19 protein-coding genes are annotated in these 16,796 nt (G+C 73.6%); 5 read left to right on the plus strand and 14 right to left on the minus strand.

Annotated elements, in window-relative coordinates:
- Window positions 1–14 precede the first annotated feature (14 nt).
- Window positions 15–431: a phosphoribosyl-AMP cyclohydrolase gene (hisI, locus tag ACZ6EG_RS01330; RefSeq protein ID WP_469600608.1), complete on the minus strand. Its 417-nt coding sequence runs from the start codon at window positions 429–431 to the stop codon at window positions 15–17.
- A gap of 81 nt (window positions 432–512) precedes the next feature.
- Here hisI and ACZ6EG_RS01335 point away from each other — a divergent pair, with 81 nt between their 5' ends.
- Window positions 513–1,148, plus strand: coding sequence for a TIGR03085 family metal-binding protein (locus ACZ6EG_RS01335; protein WP_383648875.1), 636 nt, complete (start codon window positions 513–515; stop codon window positions 1,146–1,148).
- Between the two features lie 50 nt (window positions 1,149–1,198).
- On the opposite strand, the gene ACZ6EG_RS01340 is transcribed toward ACZ6EG_RS01335, so the two are convergent.
- From ACZ6EG_RS01340 to hisD, 9 genes are read right to left on the minus strand one after another with little or no spacing between them, the layout of a single operon-like run.
- Window positions 1,199–2,461, minus strand: coding sequence for an MFS transporter (locus ACZ6EG_RS01340; protein WP_391967625.1), 1,263 nt, complete (start codon window positions 2,459–2,461; stop codon window positions 1,199–1,201).
- A 53-nt stretch (window positions 2,462–2,514) separates the two neighbouring features.
- Complete coding sequence (hisF, locus tag ACZ6EG_RS01345) at window positions 2,515–3,270, minus strand: imidazole glycerol phosphate synthase subunit HisF (RefSeq protein ID WP_391967626.1); 756 nt, start codon at window positions 3,268–3,270, stop codon at window positions 2,515–2,517.
- 25 nt (window positions 3,271–3,295) lie between these two features.
- Window positions 3,296–3,691, minus strand: a complete 396-nt coding sequence (locus ACZ6EG_RS01350; protein WP_391967627.1) for a RidA family protein — start codon at window positions 3,689–3,691, stop codon at window positions 3,296–3,298.
- Window positions 3,688–4,413 (minus strand): bifunctional 1-(5-phosphoribosyl)-5-((5-phosphoribosylamino)methylideneamino)imidazole-4-carboxamide isomerase/phosphoribosylanthranilate isomerase PriA, encoded by a 726-nt coding sequence (gene priA / locus ACZ6EG_RS01355; RefSeq protein WP_391967628.1) that lies wholly within the window; start codon window positions 4,411–4,413, stop codon window positions 3,688–3,690. Before priA ends, ACZ6EG_RS01350 begins: the two co-directional genes overlap by 4 nt.
- 2 nt (window positions 4,414–4,415) lie before the next feature.
- Window positions 4,416–5,063 carry an imidazole glycerol phosphate synthase subunit HisH gene (gene hisH, locus ACZ6EG_RS01360; RefSeq protein ID WP_469600615.1) on the minus strand — a complete coding sequence of 216 codons (648 nt, stop codon included), beginning with the start codon at window positions 5,061–5,063 and terminating at the stop codon, window positions 4,416–4,418.
- Window positions 5,054–5,218: a hypothetical protein gene (locus ACZ6EG_RS01365; RefSeq protein WP_031031034.1), complete on the minus strand. Its 165-nt coding sequence runs from the start codon at window positions 5,216–5,218 to the stop codon at window positions 5,054–5,056. The genes hisH and ACZ6EG_RS01365 overlap by 10 nt, the downstream gene beginning before the upstream one ends.
- Before the next feature lie 3 nt (window positions 5,219–5,221).
- A complete protein-coding gene (hisB, locus tag ACZ6EG_RS01370) occupies window positions 5,222–5,815 on the minus strand; it encodes an imidazoleglycerol-phosphate dehydratase HisB (RefSeq protein ID WP_053129260.1) in 594 nt (197 codons plus the stop codon).
- The gene (locus ACZ6EG_RS01375) at window positions 5,812–6,921 is read right to left on the minus strand and encodes a histidinol-phosphate transaminase (protein WP_469600619.1); all 1,110 of its coding nucleotides are present in this window, start codon (window positions 6,919–6,921) and stop codon (window positions 5,812–5,814) included. Before ACZ6EG_RS01375 ends, hisB begins: the two co-directional genes overlap by 4 nt.
- Complete coding sequence (gene hisD / locus ACZ6EG_RS01380; RefSeq protein ID WP_469600622.1) at window positions 6,918–8,243, minus strand: histidinol dehydrogenase; 1,326 nt, start codon at window positions 8,241–8,243, stop codon at window positions 6,918–6,920. The genes ACZ6EG_RS01375 and hisD overlap by 4 nt, the downstream gene beginning before the upstream one ends.
- A 200-nt stretch (window positions 8,244–8,443) precedes the next feature.
- Here hisD and ACZ6EG_RS01385 point away from each other — a divergent pair, with 200 nt between their 5' ends.
- The 4 genes from ACZ6EG_RS01385 (at window position 8,444) to ybaK (ending at window position 12,533) form a co-directional block, all read left to right on the plus strand.
- The gene (locus ACZ6EG_RS01385) at window positions 8,444–10,021 is read left to right on the plus strand and encodes an oxidoreductase (protein ID WP_391967632.1); all 1,578 of its coding nucleotides are present in this window, start codon (window positions 8,444–8,446) and stop codon (window positions 10,019–10,021) included.
- A gap of 217 nt (window positions 10,022–10,238) precedes the next feature.
- Window positions 10,239–11,261: a hypothetical protein gene (locus ACZ6EG_RS01390; RefSeq protein ID WP_469601646.1), complete on the plus strand. Its 1,023-nt coding sequence runs from the start codon at window positions 10,239–10,241 to the stop codon at window positions 11,259–11,261.
- A gap of 11 nt (window positions 11,262–11,272) precedes the next feature.
- A complete protein-coding gene (locus ACZ6EG_RS01395; protein ID WP_469600625.1) occupies window positions 11,273–12,013 on the plus strand; it encodes an LON peptidase substrate-binding domain-containing protein in 741 nt (246 codons plus the stop codon).
- A gap of 13 nt (window positions 12,014–12,026) precedes the next feature.
- A complete protein-coding gene (gene ybaK, locus ACZ6EG_RS01400) occupies window positions 12,027–12,533 on the plus strand; it encodes a Cys-tRNA(Pro) deacylase (protein WP_391967634.1) in 507 nt (168 codons plus the stop codon).
- A 179-nt stretch (window positions 12,534–12,712) separates the two neighbouring features.
- On the opposite strand, the gene ACZ6EG_RS01405 is transcribed toward ybaK, so the two are convergent.
- From ACZ6EG_RS01405 to ACZ6EG_RS01420, 4 genes are all read right to left on the minus strand, one after another.
- A complete protein-coding gene (locus ACZ6EG_RS01405) occupies window positions 12,713–13,420 on the minus strand; it encodes an AAA family ATPase (protein ID WP_391967635.1) in 708 nt (235 codons plus the stop codon).
- Window positions 13,421–13,454: 34 nt separating this feature from the next.
- Complete coding sequence (locus ACZ6EG_RS01410; RefSeq protein WP_391967636.1) at window positions 13,455–14,279, minus strand: ABC transporter permease; 825 nt, start codon at window positions 14,277–14,279, stop codon at window positions 13,455–13,457.
- 110 nt (window positions 14,280–14,389) lie between these two features.
- Complete coding sequence (locus ACZ6EG_RS01415; RefSeq protein ID WP_391968269.1) at window positions 14,390–15,364, minus strand: ABC transporter ATP-binding protein; 975 nt, start codon at window positions 15,362–15,364, stop codon at window positions 14,390–14,392.
- 131 nt (window positions 15,365–15,495) lie between these two features.
- On the minus strand, window positions 15,496–16,710 hold the full coding sequence (locus ACZ6EG_RS01420; protein WP_469600629.1) for an NYN domain-containing protein: 1,215 nt from the start codon (window positions 16,708–16,710) through the stop codon (window positions 15,496–15,498).
- Window positions 16,711–16,796: the final 86 nt, after the last annotated feature.

Here is a 16,796-nt window from a genome sequence, read left to right on the forward strand (position 1 = left end):
CATGGCGGCAGACCCTACTGACCCGCGCCGCGGTCACCGGCGCCGTCGCCGGCGTGGTCGCTGTCGCCGTCGAGGAGCACGTCGGCGTCGAAGCAGGTCCGGGCGCCGGTGTGGCAGGCGGCGCCGACCTGGTCGACCTTGACCAGGACGGTGTCGGCGTCGCAGTCCAGGGCGACGGACTTCACCCACTGGTAGTGCCCGGAGGTGTCGCCCTTGACCCAGTACTCCCGCCGGCTGCGGGACCAGTAGGTGCAGCGTCCCGTCGTCAGCGTGCGGTACAGGGCCTCGTCGTCCATCCAGCCGAGCATCAGCACCTCACCGGTGTCGTACTGCTGGGCGATGGCGGGCACGAGACCGTCGGCGCCGCGCTTGAGGCGCGCCGCGATCTCCGGGGCGAGCGGGCTGGGCGGTCGGGAGGAGCTGCTGGTCATGCGCCCATTGTGCCGCGCGGGACGGACACGCCCCGGCGCTGTCCACTGGGCGGACCCGCCCGACGGCCGTAGGCTGACCGCATGTCGACTTTCGCCAAGCGTGAACGACTTCTGCTCGCCGACCTGTTGGAGACGGCGGGGCCCGAGGCCCCGACCCTCTGCGACGGCTGGCGGACCCGTGACCTCGCCGCGCACCTGGTGGTGCGCGAGCGCCGGCCGGACGCCGCCGGGGGCACCCTGATCAAGCAGCTCGCGTCCCGGCTGGACCGGGTGATGGAGGAGTACGGCGCGAAGCCGTACGAGGAGCTGCTGCAGCTGATCCGCACCGGCCCTCCCCGGTTCTCGCCCTTCCAGCTCAAACAGGTCGACGAGGCCGCGAACACGGTGGAGTTCTACGTCCACACCGAGGACGTCCGCCGTGCGCAGCCCGACTGGGCGCCGCGGGAGCTGGACCCGGTCTTCCAGGACGCCCTGTGGTCCCGGCTGGAGCGCACCGCCCGTCTGATGGGGCGCGGCATCCCGACCGGCCTGGTGCTGCGCCGCCCGAACGGCCAGACGACGGTCGCGCACCGCGGCACGCCGGTGGTGACGGCCACGGGCGAGCCGTCCGAGCTGCTGCTGTTCGCGTACGGCCGGCAGAGCGCCGCGCAGGTGGAGCTGGAGGGCGAGCCGGACGCGATCGCCAAGCTGCACGAGACGAAGCAGCTCGGGATCTAGTGCGGGGGGGGGGGCGCCCTCCCCCGGGGCGGGGCGCCCCGCCGCCCGCGCTACGACGGCAGTTCCGCCCGCCGCAGGTCCCGTGCGCACAGGGCGACGAGCCCTCCTAGACCGCACACCACCGCGCTGGCCGCGAAGACCGGGCCCGTGCCCCAGACGCCGATGGCGGCGGCGGACACCGGCATGCTCAGCGGCGCGATCCCCAGGCTGACGATCCCGGCGACCGCGGTGACCCGGCCCAGGTAGGCGGGCTCCGACCGGGTCTGGAGCAGGGCCCCGCAGACCGCGCCGCTGAGGCCCGTGAGCAGCCCGACGAGCACGGCGATGCCGACGGCCCCGGCGAGGGCGGGCACGTGGGCCAGGGCGCCGATCGCGGCGGCACCGGGGATGAGGGCGCCGGCGACCACGAGACCAGCGTGCGGCACGCGCCCCCGGACGGTGAGCAGCAGGGCGGCGAGCCCGGCGCCCGTCCCGAACCCCGCGAGCGTCCAGCCCATGCCGGAGGCGCCCCAGCCGCGCTCGTCGGCGAGCAGGGTCAGGCCCACGTTGAGCGGGCCGACGAAGCCGAGGTCGCCGAGGGCGATGGCCACCATCAGGGGCGCCAGGACCCGGTGCCGGCGGATGTACCCGAGTCCGGCCCGCAGGTCCCGCCACGCGGTGCCGTCCCCGGCGGCCTCGGCCCGGTCGCCCGGCAGCTCACGCATCCGCACGGACACCAGCAGCGGGACCGACACGGCGATGAGCAGCCCGGCCAGGGCGAAGGCGGCGGCCGAACCGCCGACGGCCACGCCGAGCCCGCCGAGCGGGGCGCCCACCACGGCGGCGAACCGCACGGCCAGCCCGCGCATGCCCTGGACCCGGGCTAGCTGGTCCGGGGCGGTGACGCGGGCGGGCAGCGCCCCGACGGCGGGCATGAAGACGGCGTCGACGGTGCCGAAGACGACGGCGAGCAGGGCCAGCAGCCACAGTCCGGGATCGGTCGCGAAGAGCACCGCGGCGACCGCCAGCACGGTGACGCACCGTACGGCGTCGCTGCCGATGACGACCTTCCGCGGCCCGAAGCGGTCGGCGACCACCCCGCCACCGAGCATGAGCAGCGCCCGCGGCACCGCGCTCACCGCCGTGACGATCCCCGCCTGGGCAGGACTGCCGTTCTGCACGGCGGCCCAGGACAGCGCCAGGAAGAAGACGGTGTCCCCCACCATGGACGCGGTGTACGCGGCGACCCAGCGCAGGACGTTGCCGTCGCGGTGAGCGGGTACGGCGCAGCCTTCGGGCACGGCGGGGCCGTCGGGTATGACGGTGTCCGTCACGTGCACGGCCCCCTCAGACGGCGCCGTGCCGACGGGACGCGCGGCGGCACGGGTCAGCGGACCGGATGTCCCGCCTCACGCAGCGTCTCCTTCACCTGGCCGATCCGCAGGTCGCCGAAGTGGAACACGGAGGCCGCGAGGACGGCGTCCGCGCCCGCCGCGACGGCCGGGGGGAAGTCGGTGAGGCGGCCGGCGCCGCCGGAGGCGATCACCGGGACGGTCACGTGCTTGCGGACCGCCGCGATCATCTCCAGGTCGTAGCCGTCCTTCGTGCCGTCCGCGTCCATCGAGTTCAGCAGGATCTCCCCCGCGCCCAGCTCGGCGGCGCGGTGCGCCCACTCCACCGCGTCGATGCCGGTTCCGCGGCGGCCGCCGTGGGTGGTCACCTCGAAGGTGCCGGCCTCGGTGCGGCGGGCGTCGACCGACAGGACGAGGACCTGGCGGCCGAAGCGCTCGGCGATCTCGCGGATGAGGTCGGGGCGGGCGATGGCGGCCGTGTTCACGCCCACCTTGTCCGCCCCGGCCCGCAGCAGCTTGTCGACGTCGTCGGCGGTGCGCACACCGCCGCCTACGGTCAGCGGGATGAACACCTGCTCGGCGGTGCGGCGCACCACGTCGTACGTCGTCTCGCGGTTGCCCGACGAGGCGGTGATGTCCAGGAACGTCAGCTCGTCGGCGCCCTCGGTGTCGTACACCTTGGCCATCTCGACGGGGTCGCCCGCGTCGCGCAGGTTCTGGAAGTTCACGCCCTTGACGACCCGGCCGTTGTCCACGTCCAGGCAGGGGATGACTCGGACCGCCAGGGTCATGAATCCACGGCTCCTCTGATGCCTCTCACTGTCCTCTGAATGCTTCGAGCTCCACCGACACCAGGACCCGCGAGTCCATGAAGCCCTGCACGACCAGCAGGGTCGTGACCGGGCGTACGGCGTCGAACAGCTCCTTGTGGGCGCGGCCCACCGCGTCGACGTCCCGGGAGTGTGCCAGGTGCACACGGGTCCGGGTGACGGACTCGATACCCACCCCGAACTCGCCGATCGCCTCGAGCGCGGTGGTGAAGGCCACCTTGGTCTGTTCGTACGGGTCGCCGTCGCCGTACAGCACGTCGCCCTTGAAGGCGGTCGTGCCCGCCACGATGACATGATCACCCGCCGCCACGGCCCGTGCGAAACCGAAGGACTCTTCCCAGGGACTTCCGCTCTGCACGCGCCGTACGGCTTCCGATGTCATGACGACACAGCCTCCAAGGCCTCTTCCAGGGTGAACGCCTTCGCGTACAGGGCCTTCCCGACGATGGCCCCCTCGACACCGGCCGGGACGAGACCGGCGATCGCGCGGAGGTCGTCCAGGGACGACACGCCGCCGGACGCCACGACCGGGCGTTCGGTCGCCGCACAGACGTTCTTCAGGAGCTCCAGGTTGGGGCCCTGGAGGGTGCCGTCCTTGGCGATGTCGGTGACGACGTACCGGGCGCAGCCCTCCTGGTCGAGGCGGGCCAGCGTCTCGTAGAGGTCCCCGCCGTCCCGGGTCCAGCCCCGGCCGCGGAGCGTGGTGCCGCGCACGTCCAGGCCCACCGCGATCTTGTCGCCGTACTCGGCGATGACCTTGGCGACCCACTCGGGCGTCTCCAGGGCGGCCGTGCCGAGGTTCACGCGCCGGCAGCCGGTCGCGAGCGCGGCGGCGAGGGTGTCGTCGTCGCGGATGCCGCCGGACAGCTCGACCTTGATGTCCATGGCCCCGGCGACCTCGGCGATCAGCTCGCGGTTGTCCCCGGTGCCGAACGCGGCGTCCAGGTCGACCAGGTGCAGCCACTCGGCGCCGGAACGCTGCCAGGCGAGGGCGGCCTCCAGCGGGGAGCCGTAGGAGGTCTCGGAGCCGGACTCGCCGTGCACGAGGCGGACGGCCTGGCCGTCGCGGACGTCGACGGCGGGGAGGAGTTCGAGCTTGCTCATCTCTACAGGGTCTCGATCCAGTTGGTGAGGAGCTGGGCTCCGGCGTCGCCGGACTTCTCGGGGTGGAACTGCGTGGCCCACAGGGCGCCGTTCTCGACGGCGGCCACGAAGGGCCTGCCGTGCGTGGACCAGGTGACCTTGGGGGCGGCGATCAGCGGGTTGTGCTCCTCGAGCGTCCAGTCGTGGACGGCGTAGGAGTGCACGAAGTAGTAGCGCGCGTCGGCGTCCAGACCGGCGAAGAGCTGGGAGTCGGCCGGTGCCTCGACGGTGTTCCAGCCCATGTGGGGGACGACGTCGGCCTTGAGGGGGCCGACCGTGCCGGGCCACTCGTCCAGGCCCTCGGCCTCGACGCCGTGCTCGATGCCCCGGGCGAACAGGATCTGCATGCCGACGCAGATGCCCATCACGGGGCGTCCGCCCGACAGGCGGCGGTCGACGACCCAGTCGCCCCGGGCGGCCTTGAGGCCGTCCATGCAGGCGGCGAAGGCGCCGACGCCGGGGACCAGCAGCCCGTCGGCGTTCATGGCCTTGTCGTAGTCACCGGTGATCTCGACGTCGGCTCCCGCGCGCGCGAGGGCACGCTCGGCGGAGCGGACGTTGCCGAAGCCGTAGTCGAAGACGACGACCCGCTTGGCGGCGGTCAATTCCACACCTCCAGCCTCAGGACGCCGGCGAACAGGCACATCGCGGCGCCGATGGAGAGCAGCACGATCAGGCCCTTGGGCATCTGCTGCTTGGCGAAGGAGTAGATGCCGCCGAGGAAGAAGAGGCCGACGACGATCAGTGCGGTGGACGTACCGTTCATGGTTTAGAGCGCGCCCTTCGTGGAGGGAAGGATGCCGGCCGCGCGCGGGTCGCGCTCGGAGGCGTAGCGCAGGGCCCGGGCCAGCGCCTTGAACTGGCACTCCACGATGTGGTGCGCGTTGCGCCCGTACGGCACGTGCACGTGCAGGGCGATCTGGGCCTGGGCGACGAAGGACTCCAGGATGTGCCGGGTCATCGTGGTGTCGTACTCGCCGATCATCGGCGCCATCTTCTCGGGCTCGGTGTGCACGAGGTAGGGGCGGCCGGACAGGTCGACGGTGACCTGGGCGAGGGACTCGTCCAGCGGGACCGTGCAGTTGCCGAAGCGGTAGATGCCCACCTTGTCGCCGAGGGCCTGCTTGAAGGCGGCGCCCAGCGCGAGGGCGGTGTCCTCGATGGTGTGGTGGGAGTCGATGTGCAGGTCGCCCTCGGTCTTCACGGTCAGGTCGAACAGACCGTGCCGGCCGAGCTGGTCGAGCATGTGGTCGTAGAAGCCGACGCCGGTGGCGATGTCGGTCTTCCCGGTGCCGTCGAGGTCGATCTCGACGAGGACCGAGGTCTCCTTGGTGGTGCGCTCCACGCGCCCTACGCGGCTCATGCGCTCTGCTCCTTCTTCAGTTCACGGACCGCGTCGAGGAACGCGTCGTTCTCCTGGGGGGTGCCCGCGGTCACCCGCAGCCAGCCCGGTACGCCGTTGTCCCGGACCAGGACGCCCCGGTCGAGGATCTTCCGCCACACCTCGTGGGAGTCGGCGAACCGTCCGAACTGGACGAAGTTGGCGTCGGACTCGGTCACCTCGTAGCCGGCCGCGCGCAGTTCGGCGACCAGCCGGTCCCGCTCGGTCTTCAGCTGGTCGACGTACTTGAGCAGCGTGTCGGTGTGCTCCAGGGCGGCCAGCGCGGTCGCCTGGGTGACGGCCGACAGGTGGTACGGCAGCCGTACGAGCTGGACGGCGTCGACGACGGCCGGGTGCGCGGCGAGGTAGCCGAGGCGCAGGCCCGCGGCGCCGAACGCCTTGGACATGGTGCGGGAGATCACCAGGTTCGGCCGTCCGTCCAGCAGCGGCAGCAGCGAGGCGCCGTGGCTGAACTCGATGTAGGCCTCGTCCACGACGACCATCGAGGGCTTCGCGGCCTGGGCCGCATCGTGGAGCGCGAGGACGGTCTCGGCCGGGACCGCGGTGCCGGTGGGGTTGTTGGGGGTGGTGATGAAGACGACGTCCGGGCGGTGCTCGGCGATCGCCTTCTCGGCGGCGGGGACGTCGATGGTGAAGTCCTCGTGGCGCGGGCCGGAGATCCAGCCGGTGCCGGTGCCGCGGGCGATGAGACCGTGCATCGAGTACGACGGCTCGAAGCCGATGGCGGTACGGCCGGGGCCGCCGAAGGTCTGCAGCAGCTGCTGGATGACCTCGTTGGACCCGTTGGCCGCCCAGATGTTGTGGATGTCCACGGCGTACCCGCAGGTATCGGTCAGGTACTCGGCGAGCCTGGTGCGCAACTCGACCGCGTCGCGGTCCGGGTAGCGGTTGAGGTCGCGGGCGGCCTCGCGGACGCGCTCGGCGATCCGCTCGACCAGCGCCTCGGGCAGCGGGTAGGGGTTCTCGTTGGTGTTCAGCCGGACGGGCACGTCGAGCTGGGGCGCGCCGTAGGGGGTCTTGCCGCGCAGCTCGTCCCGTACGGGGAGATCGTCGATTCCGAACGTCACTTGCTCTCCGGGACCTTCCAGTCGAACCGGGCCTTGATCGCCGCGCCGTGCGCGGGCAGGTCCTCCGCCTCCGCCAGCGTCACCACGTGGTGCGCGACCTCGGCCAGCGCGTCGCGCGTGTAGTCGACGATGTGGATGCCGCGCAGGAAGGACTGCACGGACAGCCCCGAGGAGTGGCAGGCGCAGCCTCCGGTGGGCAGGACGTGGTTGGAGCCCGCCGCGTAGTCGCCGAGCGAGACGGGTGCCCAGGGGCCGACGAAGACCGCTCCGGCGTTCTTCACGCGGTCGGCGACCGCCGCCGCGTCGGCCGTCTGGATCTCCAGGTGCTCGGCCCCGTAGGCGTCGACCACGCGCAGGCCCTCGTCGAGGCCGTCGACCAGGACGATGGCGGACTGGCGGCCGGCGAGAGCCGGGCGGATCCGGTCCTCGATGTGCTTGGTGGCCTCGACCTGCGGCTCCAGCTCCTTCTCGACCGCGTCCGCCAGTTCCTCGGAGTCGGTGACCAGGACGGCCGCCGCCAGCGGGTCGTGCTCGGCCTGGCTGATCAGGTCGGAGGCGACGTGCGCCGGGTCGGCGGTGGAGTCGGCGAGGACGGCGATCTCGGTCGGGCCGGCCTCGGCGTCGATCCCGATCTTCCCCGTGAAGTAGCGCTTGGCGGCGGCGACCCAGATGTTGCCGGGGCCGGTGACCATGTTGGCGGGCGGGCAGGACTCGGTGCCGTACGCGAACATGGCGACGGCGGTGGCGCCGCCCGCCGCGTACACCTCGTCGACGCCGAGGAGGGCGCAGGCGGCGAGGATCGTGGGGTGCGGCAGGCCGCCGAACTCCGCCTGCGCCGGGGAGGCGAGGGCGATCGACTCGACGCCGGCCTCCTGCGCGGGCACCACGTTCATGATCACGGACGACGGGTAGACCGAGCGCCCGCCGGGGGCGTACAGACCGACCCGCTCGACCGGCACCCACTTCTCGGTGACCGAGCCGCCGGGGACGACCTGCGTGGTGTGGGTGGTGCGGCGCTGGGCGCGGTGGACGAGCCGGGCGCGGCGGACGGACTCCTCCAGGGCCGCGCGCACGGCCGGGTCGAGCTCCTCCAGCGCGCGCGTGAGCGCGGCGGCCGGGACCCGTACCCGCTCCAACCGGACCCCGTCGAACTGCTCGGCGAAGTCGATCAGCGCCGCGTCGCCACGATGATGCACGGCCTCGCAGATCGGCCGCACCTTCTCCAGGGCGGCCGAGACGTCGAAGTCGGCTCGGGGCAGCAGGTCGCGCAGGGCGGGACCCTCGGGGAGGGCATCGCCGCGCAGATCGATTCGGGAGATCACGGAACCAATTCTCTCAGACCCGCGTCGGGGACCGTTCGCGCGTATCAATGGCTGATACAGAAAGCAACGGCCTCTCCCGTCCGGGGCGGAACTCGCGTCAAGCAGTGCTCACTTTGAGTGTTCAGAGGGTCACACAATGGGCATGAACAGTTGTACGAAGAGTGAGCGACCGGCGAGTAGGTGGGGAGGGAGTGAGTGCCGTGACCGAGGGGACGGGCCACCGTGACGGAGAGCTGCCGGACGACCTCACCGCCGCCGAGGCCGGCATGTGGCAGGCGTTCCGCAACGGCAGTGTGTACGACCTGCGCAGCGGCGACTCGTTCGTCGACGATCCGCACGGAGGGCACCCGTGGGGGCCCGAGCGGACGGTACGCGCCCGCATCATGTGCTGGCTGCTTCTCGACGGCCCGCCGGCGCTCGCCGGCCGGGTCTCCTCGCTACAGCTGGTGGGCGTGCGGATCAGCGACACGATGGACCTGGCGGGCGGCACGGTGGTGCCCTACGTCGAGCTGCGCGGCTGCCGCTTCGACCGGGAGCTGCTGCTGCCGGAGACGCGTTTCACGACCGTGCGGCTGGTGGACTGCCACGTGCCCCGGCTGGAGGCGGCCCGGCTGCAGACCGAGGGCGACCTTCACTTGCCGAGGTCGCGGTTCCCGGGCGGGATCCGCCTCACGGACGCGCAGATAGGCACCGACCTGCTGCTCAACCAGGCGATCGTGCACCGGGACCGCAGCGGACGGTCCATCGCCGCGGACGGCCTGAGCGTCGGCCAGGACCTCCAGGCCGAGATGCTGGAGTCGTACGGCGAGGTGAGTCTGCGCAGCGCCCAGGTCGGCGTCTCGCTGAGCCTGCGCGGTGCCCGGCTCCTGAACCCGTACACGCGGCACGCGCTGAACGCCCCGCAGCTGACGGTGGAGCGCACCCTGTACATGACCCCGGCGGGCCTGGGCAGCCCGCTGCTGCGGGGTACGACCCCGGCGCAGGGGACGCGGATCCAGCGCTTCGAGTGCGAGGGCGGGGTGCGGCTGGACGACGGGCGGTTCGGCGACGCCGTCGACCTGGAGCACGCCCGGTTCACCTTCACCGACGACCAGGAGCTGTCGCTGCGCCGGGTGCAGACGCCCGAGCTGCGGTTCCTCGGCGAGCGGCCGGCGCGTGGCCGGGTGGTGCTGTCGGGGGCGCGGGTCGTCAACCTGATGGACCGCGCGGCCAGCTGGCCGGGGCCGGGCCGGCTGCACATGGGCGGCTTCGCCTACGAGAACCTGGTGCCGCGGGGGCCGTTCCCGCTGGAGAAGCGGCTGCGGTGGGTGGGCGCGGCGACCGCCGAGTACAACCCGGAGCCCTACGAGCGCCTCGCCGCGGTCCTGCGGGCGTGCGGCGAGGACGAGGACGCCCGCGAGGTGCTGCTCGCCAAGCACCGGCGACGCCGCGAGAGCCTGCCCATCGCCGCCAAGCTCGTGGGCTACGCCCAGGACTGGACGGTCGCCTACGGCTACCGGCCCGGCCGGGCCGCGGTGTGGATGGCGGTGCTGTGGGCGGCGGGCTCGCTCGCCTTCGCGCGCGCGGACCCGCCTCCGCTGAAGAGCGGGGAGCATCCGGACTGGAACCCGGCCCTCTTCGCCCTGGACCTGCTCCTGCCCGTCATCGAGCTGGGCCAGGCCGGTTTCTGGCAGCTCCACGACGGCTGGCAGTGGCTGGCGACGGCCCTGATCCTCCTCGGCTGGATCCTGGCGACGACGGTGGCGGCGGGCGCGACCCGCCTCCTCCGCCGCAGCTGATCCCGGGTGTTCCCGGGGCTCCTGGGCCTCGGGGAGCTGCACGGGCCAGGAGGGCACCAGGCGGCGCCGCGCCCCACCCCCGGGACGGGCGGCGCGCCCCGCAGGCCCACCGCGGCCGCGGCGGTACGCACCGGGGAGGGCGCACGTGGGCTCGGGACCGGCCGAAGACGGGGCCGAGCCGCACAACCATCACGAACCGTCGGCCGTCGTACAGGCCATGCTGCGCGCGTTCCTCAGGACGGCGACCCGGGCCCGCTCCCGGGCGTCACGGCTCGTCCCCGACGACGACGTGTTCCTCGACGCGCCCGACGACCGCCTGGCCCCCGCCCTGGTCGCGGCGGCCCGCGGTGAGCACGCTCCCGCGGCCGCTCTCCTGGCCGGCACGCGCGAGCACGCCGAGTGGGAGCACCGCGACCGCTACGCGACCCGGCTCGCCGCCTTCGCCCGCTCACGCGCCGAGTGGCTGGAGCACTGGCGCGCCGCCGACCCGGGCGACCCCGACGCCCGGCTGGTCGGTGCCCGGCTGACGGTGGACCGGTACGCGGACTCGCCCGACCGCGCCGAACTGCTGCGCCAGGTCACGCCCGTCGTCACGGCCGCCGCCGAGGCCGCGGGAGCCGACCCGGTGCCGTGGCGGACCGCGCTGGACGCGGCCCGCGGCGCCGGCGCCCCTCACGCCGAGTTCGAGCGGCTGTGGGCCCAGGCCGTCCGCCGCTCCCCGCACCACTACGGGTGCCACGTCGCCGCCCTGGAGTACCTCGCCGCCGCCTCGCCCGGCGCCCACCGCGAGTGCCTGGACTTCGCCGAGCGGGCCGCTCAGGACGCTCCCGAGGACGCGCTCGTACGGGCACTGCCGCTGCGGGCGGCCTTCGACTGCCTGACGGCGGACGGTGACGGCGCGACCGGCGTGCCCCGGTCCCGCCTGGACGCGGCGGCCGACCGCGCGATCTCCCTCTCGGCCTCTCATCCCGAGGCCGACCCCTGGCCGGCGGAGCTGCGGAACCTGCTGGCGTACGTCCTGGTGCGCCTCGAACGCCACCAGGACGCGGCCGAGCAACTGCGTCTGACCGGCCCGTACGTCACGTCCTTCCCGTGGGACCGGGACTCGGACGACCCGCTCGGCCGCTTCCTCCACGTGCGCGCCGACGTCCGCGCGCACGTGGCCCGCGGACCGGGTACGACAGGTGCAGGTCATCCACGAAGTGGGCACGGCCGTCACGTCCGCCCCGGCGACCATTAGGCTTCTGCGTCGTGACCACCGTCCGGCTTCCGCTCTTCCCCCTGAACTCGGTCCTGTTCCCGGGACTGGTGCTCCCGCTCAACATCTTCGAGGAGCGCTATCGCGCCATGATGCGGGAGTTGCTGAAGACCCCCGAGGAGGAATCGCGCCGGTTCGCCGTCGTCGCCATCCGCGACGGTTACGAGGTGGCCCAGAGCGCCCCGGGCCTGCCCGACCCCACGAGCGCGCTCGAGCGCGGGCCGGCGGCCGGGTTCGGGCCCGACCCGCTCAAGGCGTTCCACAAGGTGGGCTGCGTCGCGGACGCGGCGACGATCCGCGAGAAGGCCGACGGCACCTTCGAGGTGCTGGCCACCGGCACCACCCGGGTGCGGTTGCTCTCGGTGGACGCTTCGGGCCCCTTCCTGACGGCCGAGCTGGAGCCGGTGCCCGAGGAGCCCGGTGACGAGGCGGGGGCGCTGGCTGAAGGGGTGCTGCGCTCCTTCCGGCAGTACCAGAAGCGGCTGGCGGGTGCCCGCGAGCGGTCCCTGGCCACCGGCGCCGACCTGCCGGACGAACCGGGGGTCGTCTCCTACCTGGTCGCCGCCGCGATGATGCACGACACGCCGACGAAGCAGCGCCTGCTCCAGGCCCCGGACACCGCCTCCCGCCTGAGGGACGAGCTGAAACTCCTTCGCGCGGAGACGGCCGTCATCCGTACGCTGCCGTCCCTGCCGGCGTCGGACCTGACGCGCGGCCCGACGAGTCTCAACTGAGGAACCGGCCCGGATGGCGAAGAAGTCGAAGAAGCAGCAGCAGGCCGGTGGCGGTACGCCCGCGACGGTGGCGCTCGCGGCGGCGGGAGTGACGTACACGGTCCACGCCTACGAGCACGACCCCTCGCACCCGTCCTACGGCGAGGAGGCCGCCGAGGCGATGGGCGTCGCGCCGGAGCGGGTCTTCAAGACGCTGGTGGCGGACGTCGACGGCGCGCTGACGGTCGCGGTGGTGCCGGTGGCGGGCCAGCTCGACCTGAAAGCGCTGGCGGCCGCGGTGGGCGGCAAGCGCGCGGCGATGGCCGACCCGGCGCTGGCCGAACGCACCACGGGCTACGTGCGGGGCGGCATCTCCCCGCTGGGCCAGCGCAAGCGGCTGCCGACGGTGCTCGACGCGTCGGCCTCGGGGCACGAGACGGTCTGCGTGTCGGCGGGCCGCCGCGGCCTGGAGGTCGAGCTCTCCCCCGCCGACCTGGCCAGGCTGACGGACGCGGTGATCGCCCCGGTCGGCCGGGCGTAGCTTCCCGACAGACGGGCCGTCCCCGACCGGGCACAACCTCCGACGGACGGACCGCGCGCGGCCACCTACGGACGTACCGTCCCGACCGGGCACCACCCGATCCGGTGGACGCCCGTCCCGAACCGGGCCCAGCCACTGAGGGCATGGCCGGGGCGACCCGGGCAGCGGGCGCCGCAGGCCTACGCGGACTTCTCCCCGTACGGCCCCGGCGGGTACTGCTGAGGCGCCGGCCACGGATCGGGCTCCGGATCACGGGGCCCGAACAGGCCCGTCAACCCGAGGTGGACCACCAGGGCCGCCACCGACCACGCCAGCAGCGCCCCCTTGGCGCCCAGCTTCAGCGGCGCGGAGAAGGTCACGCCCTTGCCCACCTCCCTGGCGTGGGCGATCACGTCCTGCGTGGGCCCCAGCCACACCCCGACCCGCCACGCCAGCAGCGATCCGAGCAGCCCGCCCACGCCGAGCGCCACGACCAGGGGCACGCCGCCGCGCCGGCGCAGCAGGAAGACGACCACCGCACTGAGCGCGCCGAACACCAGTGCGAGCAGGGTGAACGTGCCGTCCACGCCGACCGCCTGCTCGCTCTCGGACTCCTTGAGGTAGACCACCCAGCCGTCACCGACCACGTCACCGACGAGCGGCACGGTCGGCGCGAGCTTCCACCACAGCACCCCCAGCAGCGCGCCGGAGAGCACCATCGCCACCACGGCCGCGGCGGCCTGCCGCACTTCGGTCAACATCCCGGGGCCGTCCTGTTCGCCGTGCCGGTCGTCCGGAACGCCGGACGCGGTGCCCACGGCGTGCGCTCCGACGGGCGGCGGCACCGGCCCGCCCTGGTACGACGAGCGTTCGTTCGGTGGTGGTGGCGGAGTCAGAGGTGCGGTCACCCCGCCATCGTGCCAAACCCGCCTGTGCGGCGCGTCACCGGACGGCGGCCCGGCGGTACGCCCAGGTGGCGACGGCCAGCGAGATCACGCCGACCACGGCGCAGACCGCGAGGTCACCGAGGACGAAGGCCCAGTCGGGCCGGTCCCCGAAGGTGCGCGCGAAGGCCTCCACGCCGTACGTGGAGGGCAGCAGGTCCCGGGCCAGGCGGACCGCCTCGGGCATCCGCTCGGCGGGCAGCACGCCCAGCAGCAGCGCCGCCGACATGCCCAGCTGGCCGAGCAGCGTGGCGAACTCGGGCCGGGGGGCGAGCAGGCCCAGCGCCGCGCCCAGTCCGGCGAGCGCGGCGCCCGCCAGTGGGATCACGGCCACCAGCACCCACAGGTGGGTCATCGGCAGCCCGAACAGCAGGCATCCGAACACCGCCGTCACCACGGTCCCCGGCACCGTGAAGGACGCGTACGCGCCCGCCGCACCCAGCACCACGGCGGCCGGCGGCACCGGCAGCGTCGCGTAGTGGTCGAGTCCGCCGCTGGCCCGGAGCTGGCCGAAGTACTGGGCGAGGAGGTTCAGCGCGACGAAGGCCACCACCAGCACCGCGGACCCGGCGACCACGGCCTGCGCCTCGCCGCCGCCGTCCACGACCCCGCGCATGAGGATCATGATGCCGATCGACTGGAAGGTGGCCACGAACAGCAGCGGGATGCGCGCGACCCGCGCCCGGGACAGCTGCGCCCGGTACACGGCCGCCAGCGAGGGCCACAGCCGTGCCTTGGGACCGAGCTCGGCCGCGCCTTCGGCGCCCTGCTCCTCGGCGGCCAGGGCACCGCCCGGCAGGACATCGGCGGGTACGACAGTCACGTCGAGCTGCTCCCCTTCGTCGGGTCCTTGGAGGCTTCGCCGGGGTTCGTTCGGAGCGGTCGCCCTGTCGGGTACGGATGTGGCGGCCGGTGTGCTCACCGCACGCGTGCTCAAGCCCTCACCAGCCCCTGTCGCGCGGCGCCGCCCAGGGCCAGGTAGACGTCCTCCAGGCTGGGCGTGGCGAGGGTGAAGTCGTCCAGGGCGGCGAAGGCGGCACCGCCGGTGACGGTGGCGACGACCGCGCGGGCCTCCTCGGGTGCCAGCCGCAGCGTCCAGCGGCGGCCCGACTCGGTGACCCGGTCGCGCAGGGCGGCGACCTCGGGCACGTGCAGCGGGGCCGTCTCGCGCCACACCAGGTCGACGCGGACCTCGCCGGCCACCTTCTCCTTGAGCCCGGAGGGCGTGTCGCAGGCGATCACGCGTCCCCGGTCGAGGACGGCGACCCGGTCCAGGACGGTCTCGGCCTCGATCACGTTGTGGGTGACCAGCAGGACGGTCGTGCCGTGCTCGGCGCGCCGCCGGTCGACGGCCGCCCACACCGCGCGCCGGGCCACCGGGTCCATGCCGGTGGTCGGCTCGTCCAGGACGAGCAGCGGGCGCTGACCCACCAGCGCGGCGGCGAAGCAGGCCAGGCGGCGCTGGCCGCCGGACAGCTTCTTGATCGGCCGTGCGGCGATCGGGGTCAGGCCCAGTTCGTCGAGGACGGCGTCCCGCTCGGCTCGCGCGTGGCGCGCCTCCAGGCCGCGCAGGCGTCCGGTGGTCTCGGCGGCCAGCGACACGGTCAGCTCGTCCAGGGCGCTGGACTCCTGCCCCAGGTAGGCGAGGATGCGCGCGGCCCGCTCCGGGTGGCGCACGATGTCGTGGCCGAGGATCTCCACGCTGCCGCGGTCGGGCCGCATCAGCCCGGTGAGCTGGCGTACGAGGGTGGACTTGCCCGCGCCGTTCGGCCCGAGCAGTCCGAAGATCTCACCGCGGCGGATGCCGAGGGTCACGTCGTCGGTGGCCCGTACCTCGGGAGTGGCGGGTACGCCGCGCCTGCCGCGTACCGCCGGGTAGGTCTTGGTCAGTCCGCGCACGGCGCACACGGCAGCGCCACCGGGTCGAAGTGCCTGTGCCGCGCGCGTACTCACAAGGGACGAGACTACGGGGTCCGCCCCCGCGCCCCGTCCTCGGGTCCGCCCATAAGTGTCGATTCAGCCGGGGAGAGCCGGGGGTCTCACTCCGCCACCGGGGTGCGTTCGGTGGCCGTACGGACGTCGATCTCGCGCCAGAACCCGGCCCGGATGGCGTACCGGTCATGCTCGTCGATCTGGTCGTCCTTGTGGGCCAGCAGGCCGAAGCGGGCAGCGTAGCGCAGCAGCTCCCCGTCGACGCGGTGCGGGATGCGGGGGTACATCCCGGAGAGTTTCTGCAGGTGGCCGTGGTCGCCTAGGCGCTCCAGCCAGCGACGGGCGAAGACCTGTCCGACCTCGTAGGGGTCGCCGCCGACCGTGGTGATGTCCTCCTCGCGGTCGGCCCAGCGCTGCTCGGCCGTGGTGAGCTGAGCCAGCGTCGGCATCGACGCGGCGTCGGCGGGCTCGGCGGCGGGCCGGTCGACCCAGCCCTTGTCGGAGGACCAGCGCAGGGTGGCGGTGGGAGGGGGCGGGGCCGGGTGGGCGCCCGGGGCGCGCAGGGCGGCCAGGTCCTTCGGGGTCGGGACGCCCTTGGCGGGCGGCACCCGCTCCTCGCTGCCGTTGCGGGCGGTGGGGGCGGTCGTGGGGTGCTCGGGCTCCTCGGCACGCCGCTCGGCGGCGGCGGTGAGGGCGGACTCGGGCAGCGGCGCGGAGAGGATCGCGGCGATCTCGGGGCGGGGCACGGGCGGCGGGGCGCAGATCCCGCCCAGTTCCTTGGCGCGGACGGCCTTGGTGATCCACACCCGGTCCAGGACGCGCCGCTCGTCGGCCTCGGCGACCAGGTCCTCGGACTGGTTGTAGTCGCCGTCGGCGGCCTGCACGGCCCACAGGTGCACGGCGACGCCGTGCTCCTTGGCGGCCATCATGCCCGGCAGCAGGTCGCCGTCGCCGGTCACCAGGACGACGTCGGAGCAGGCCCGGTTGCGGGCCAGCTCGGTCAGCTCGGCATGCATCGCGGCGTCGACGCCCTTCTGCGCCCAGCGGCCGTCACTGCGTGTGAGAGCGCCCAGGCGGACGGTGACCCGGGGCATCACGCGCAGCCGGCGGTGCTCGGGCTGCGGGACGCGATCGGGGGCGCCGTCGAACCAGTAGATGCGCAGCAAGGGCTGCTGCGTGTCGGATTCCGCGCGGTCGCGCAACCCCTGGATGAGGGCGGCGTGGTCGACGGTGATGCGCGAGCGTGAGGGCTCCCCGGCGAGGAGGCTCGCGGCGGCGCCCAGCAGGTACCCGGCGTCCACCAGGACGATGCAGCGGTCCACGCGGTCCACCCTCTTTCCGGGAGGTTTGCTACGGGCTTCCTTCGAGTCTGCCCGACCACACGGAGGTTAACGGCCGGAACTCGATC

The sequence above is a fragment of the Streptomyces sp. NPDC041968 genome, assembly GCF_055589025.1.

Coding starts and splice junctions, on each gene's coding strand:
- hisI (WP_469600608.1), bottom strand. CDS start 431: ATGACCAGCAGCTCCTCCCGACCGCCCAGCCCGCTCGCCCCGGAGATC.
- ACZ6EG_RS01335 (WP_383648875.1), top strand. CDS start 513: ATGTCGACTTTCGCCAAGCGTGAACGACTTCTGCTCGCCGACCTGTTG.
- hisF (WP_391967626.1), bottom strand. CDS start 3,270: ATGACCCTGGCGGTCCGAGTCATCCCCTGCCTGGACGTGGACAACGGC.
- ACZ6EG_RS01350 (WP_391967627.1), bottom strand. CDS start 3,691: ATGACATCGGAAGCCGTACGGCGCGTGCAGAGCGGAAGTCCCTGGGAA.
- priA (WP_391967628.1), bottom strand. CDS start 4,413: ATGAGCAAGCTCGAACTCCTCCCCGCCGTCGACGTCCGCGACGGCCAG.
- ACZ6EG_RS01365 (WP_031031034.1), bottom strand. CDS start 5,218: ATGAACGGTACGTCCACCGCACTGATCGTCGTCGGCCTCTTCTTCCTC.
- hisB (WP_053129260.1), bottom strand. CDS start 5,815: ATGAGCCGCGTAGGGCGCGTGGAGCGCACCACCAAGGAGACCTCGGTC.
- ACZ6EG_RS01390 (WP_469601646.1), top strand. CDS start 10,239: ATGCTGCGCGCGTTCCTCAGGACGGCGACCCGGGCCCGCTCCCGGGCG.
- ybaK (WP_391967634.1), top strand. CDS start 12,027: ATGGCGAAGAAGTCGAAGAAGCAGCAGCAGGCCGGTGGCGGTACGCCC.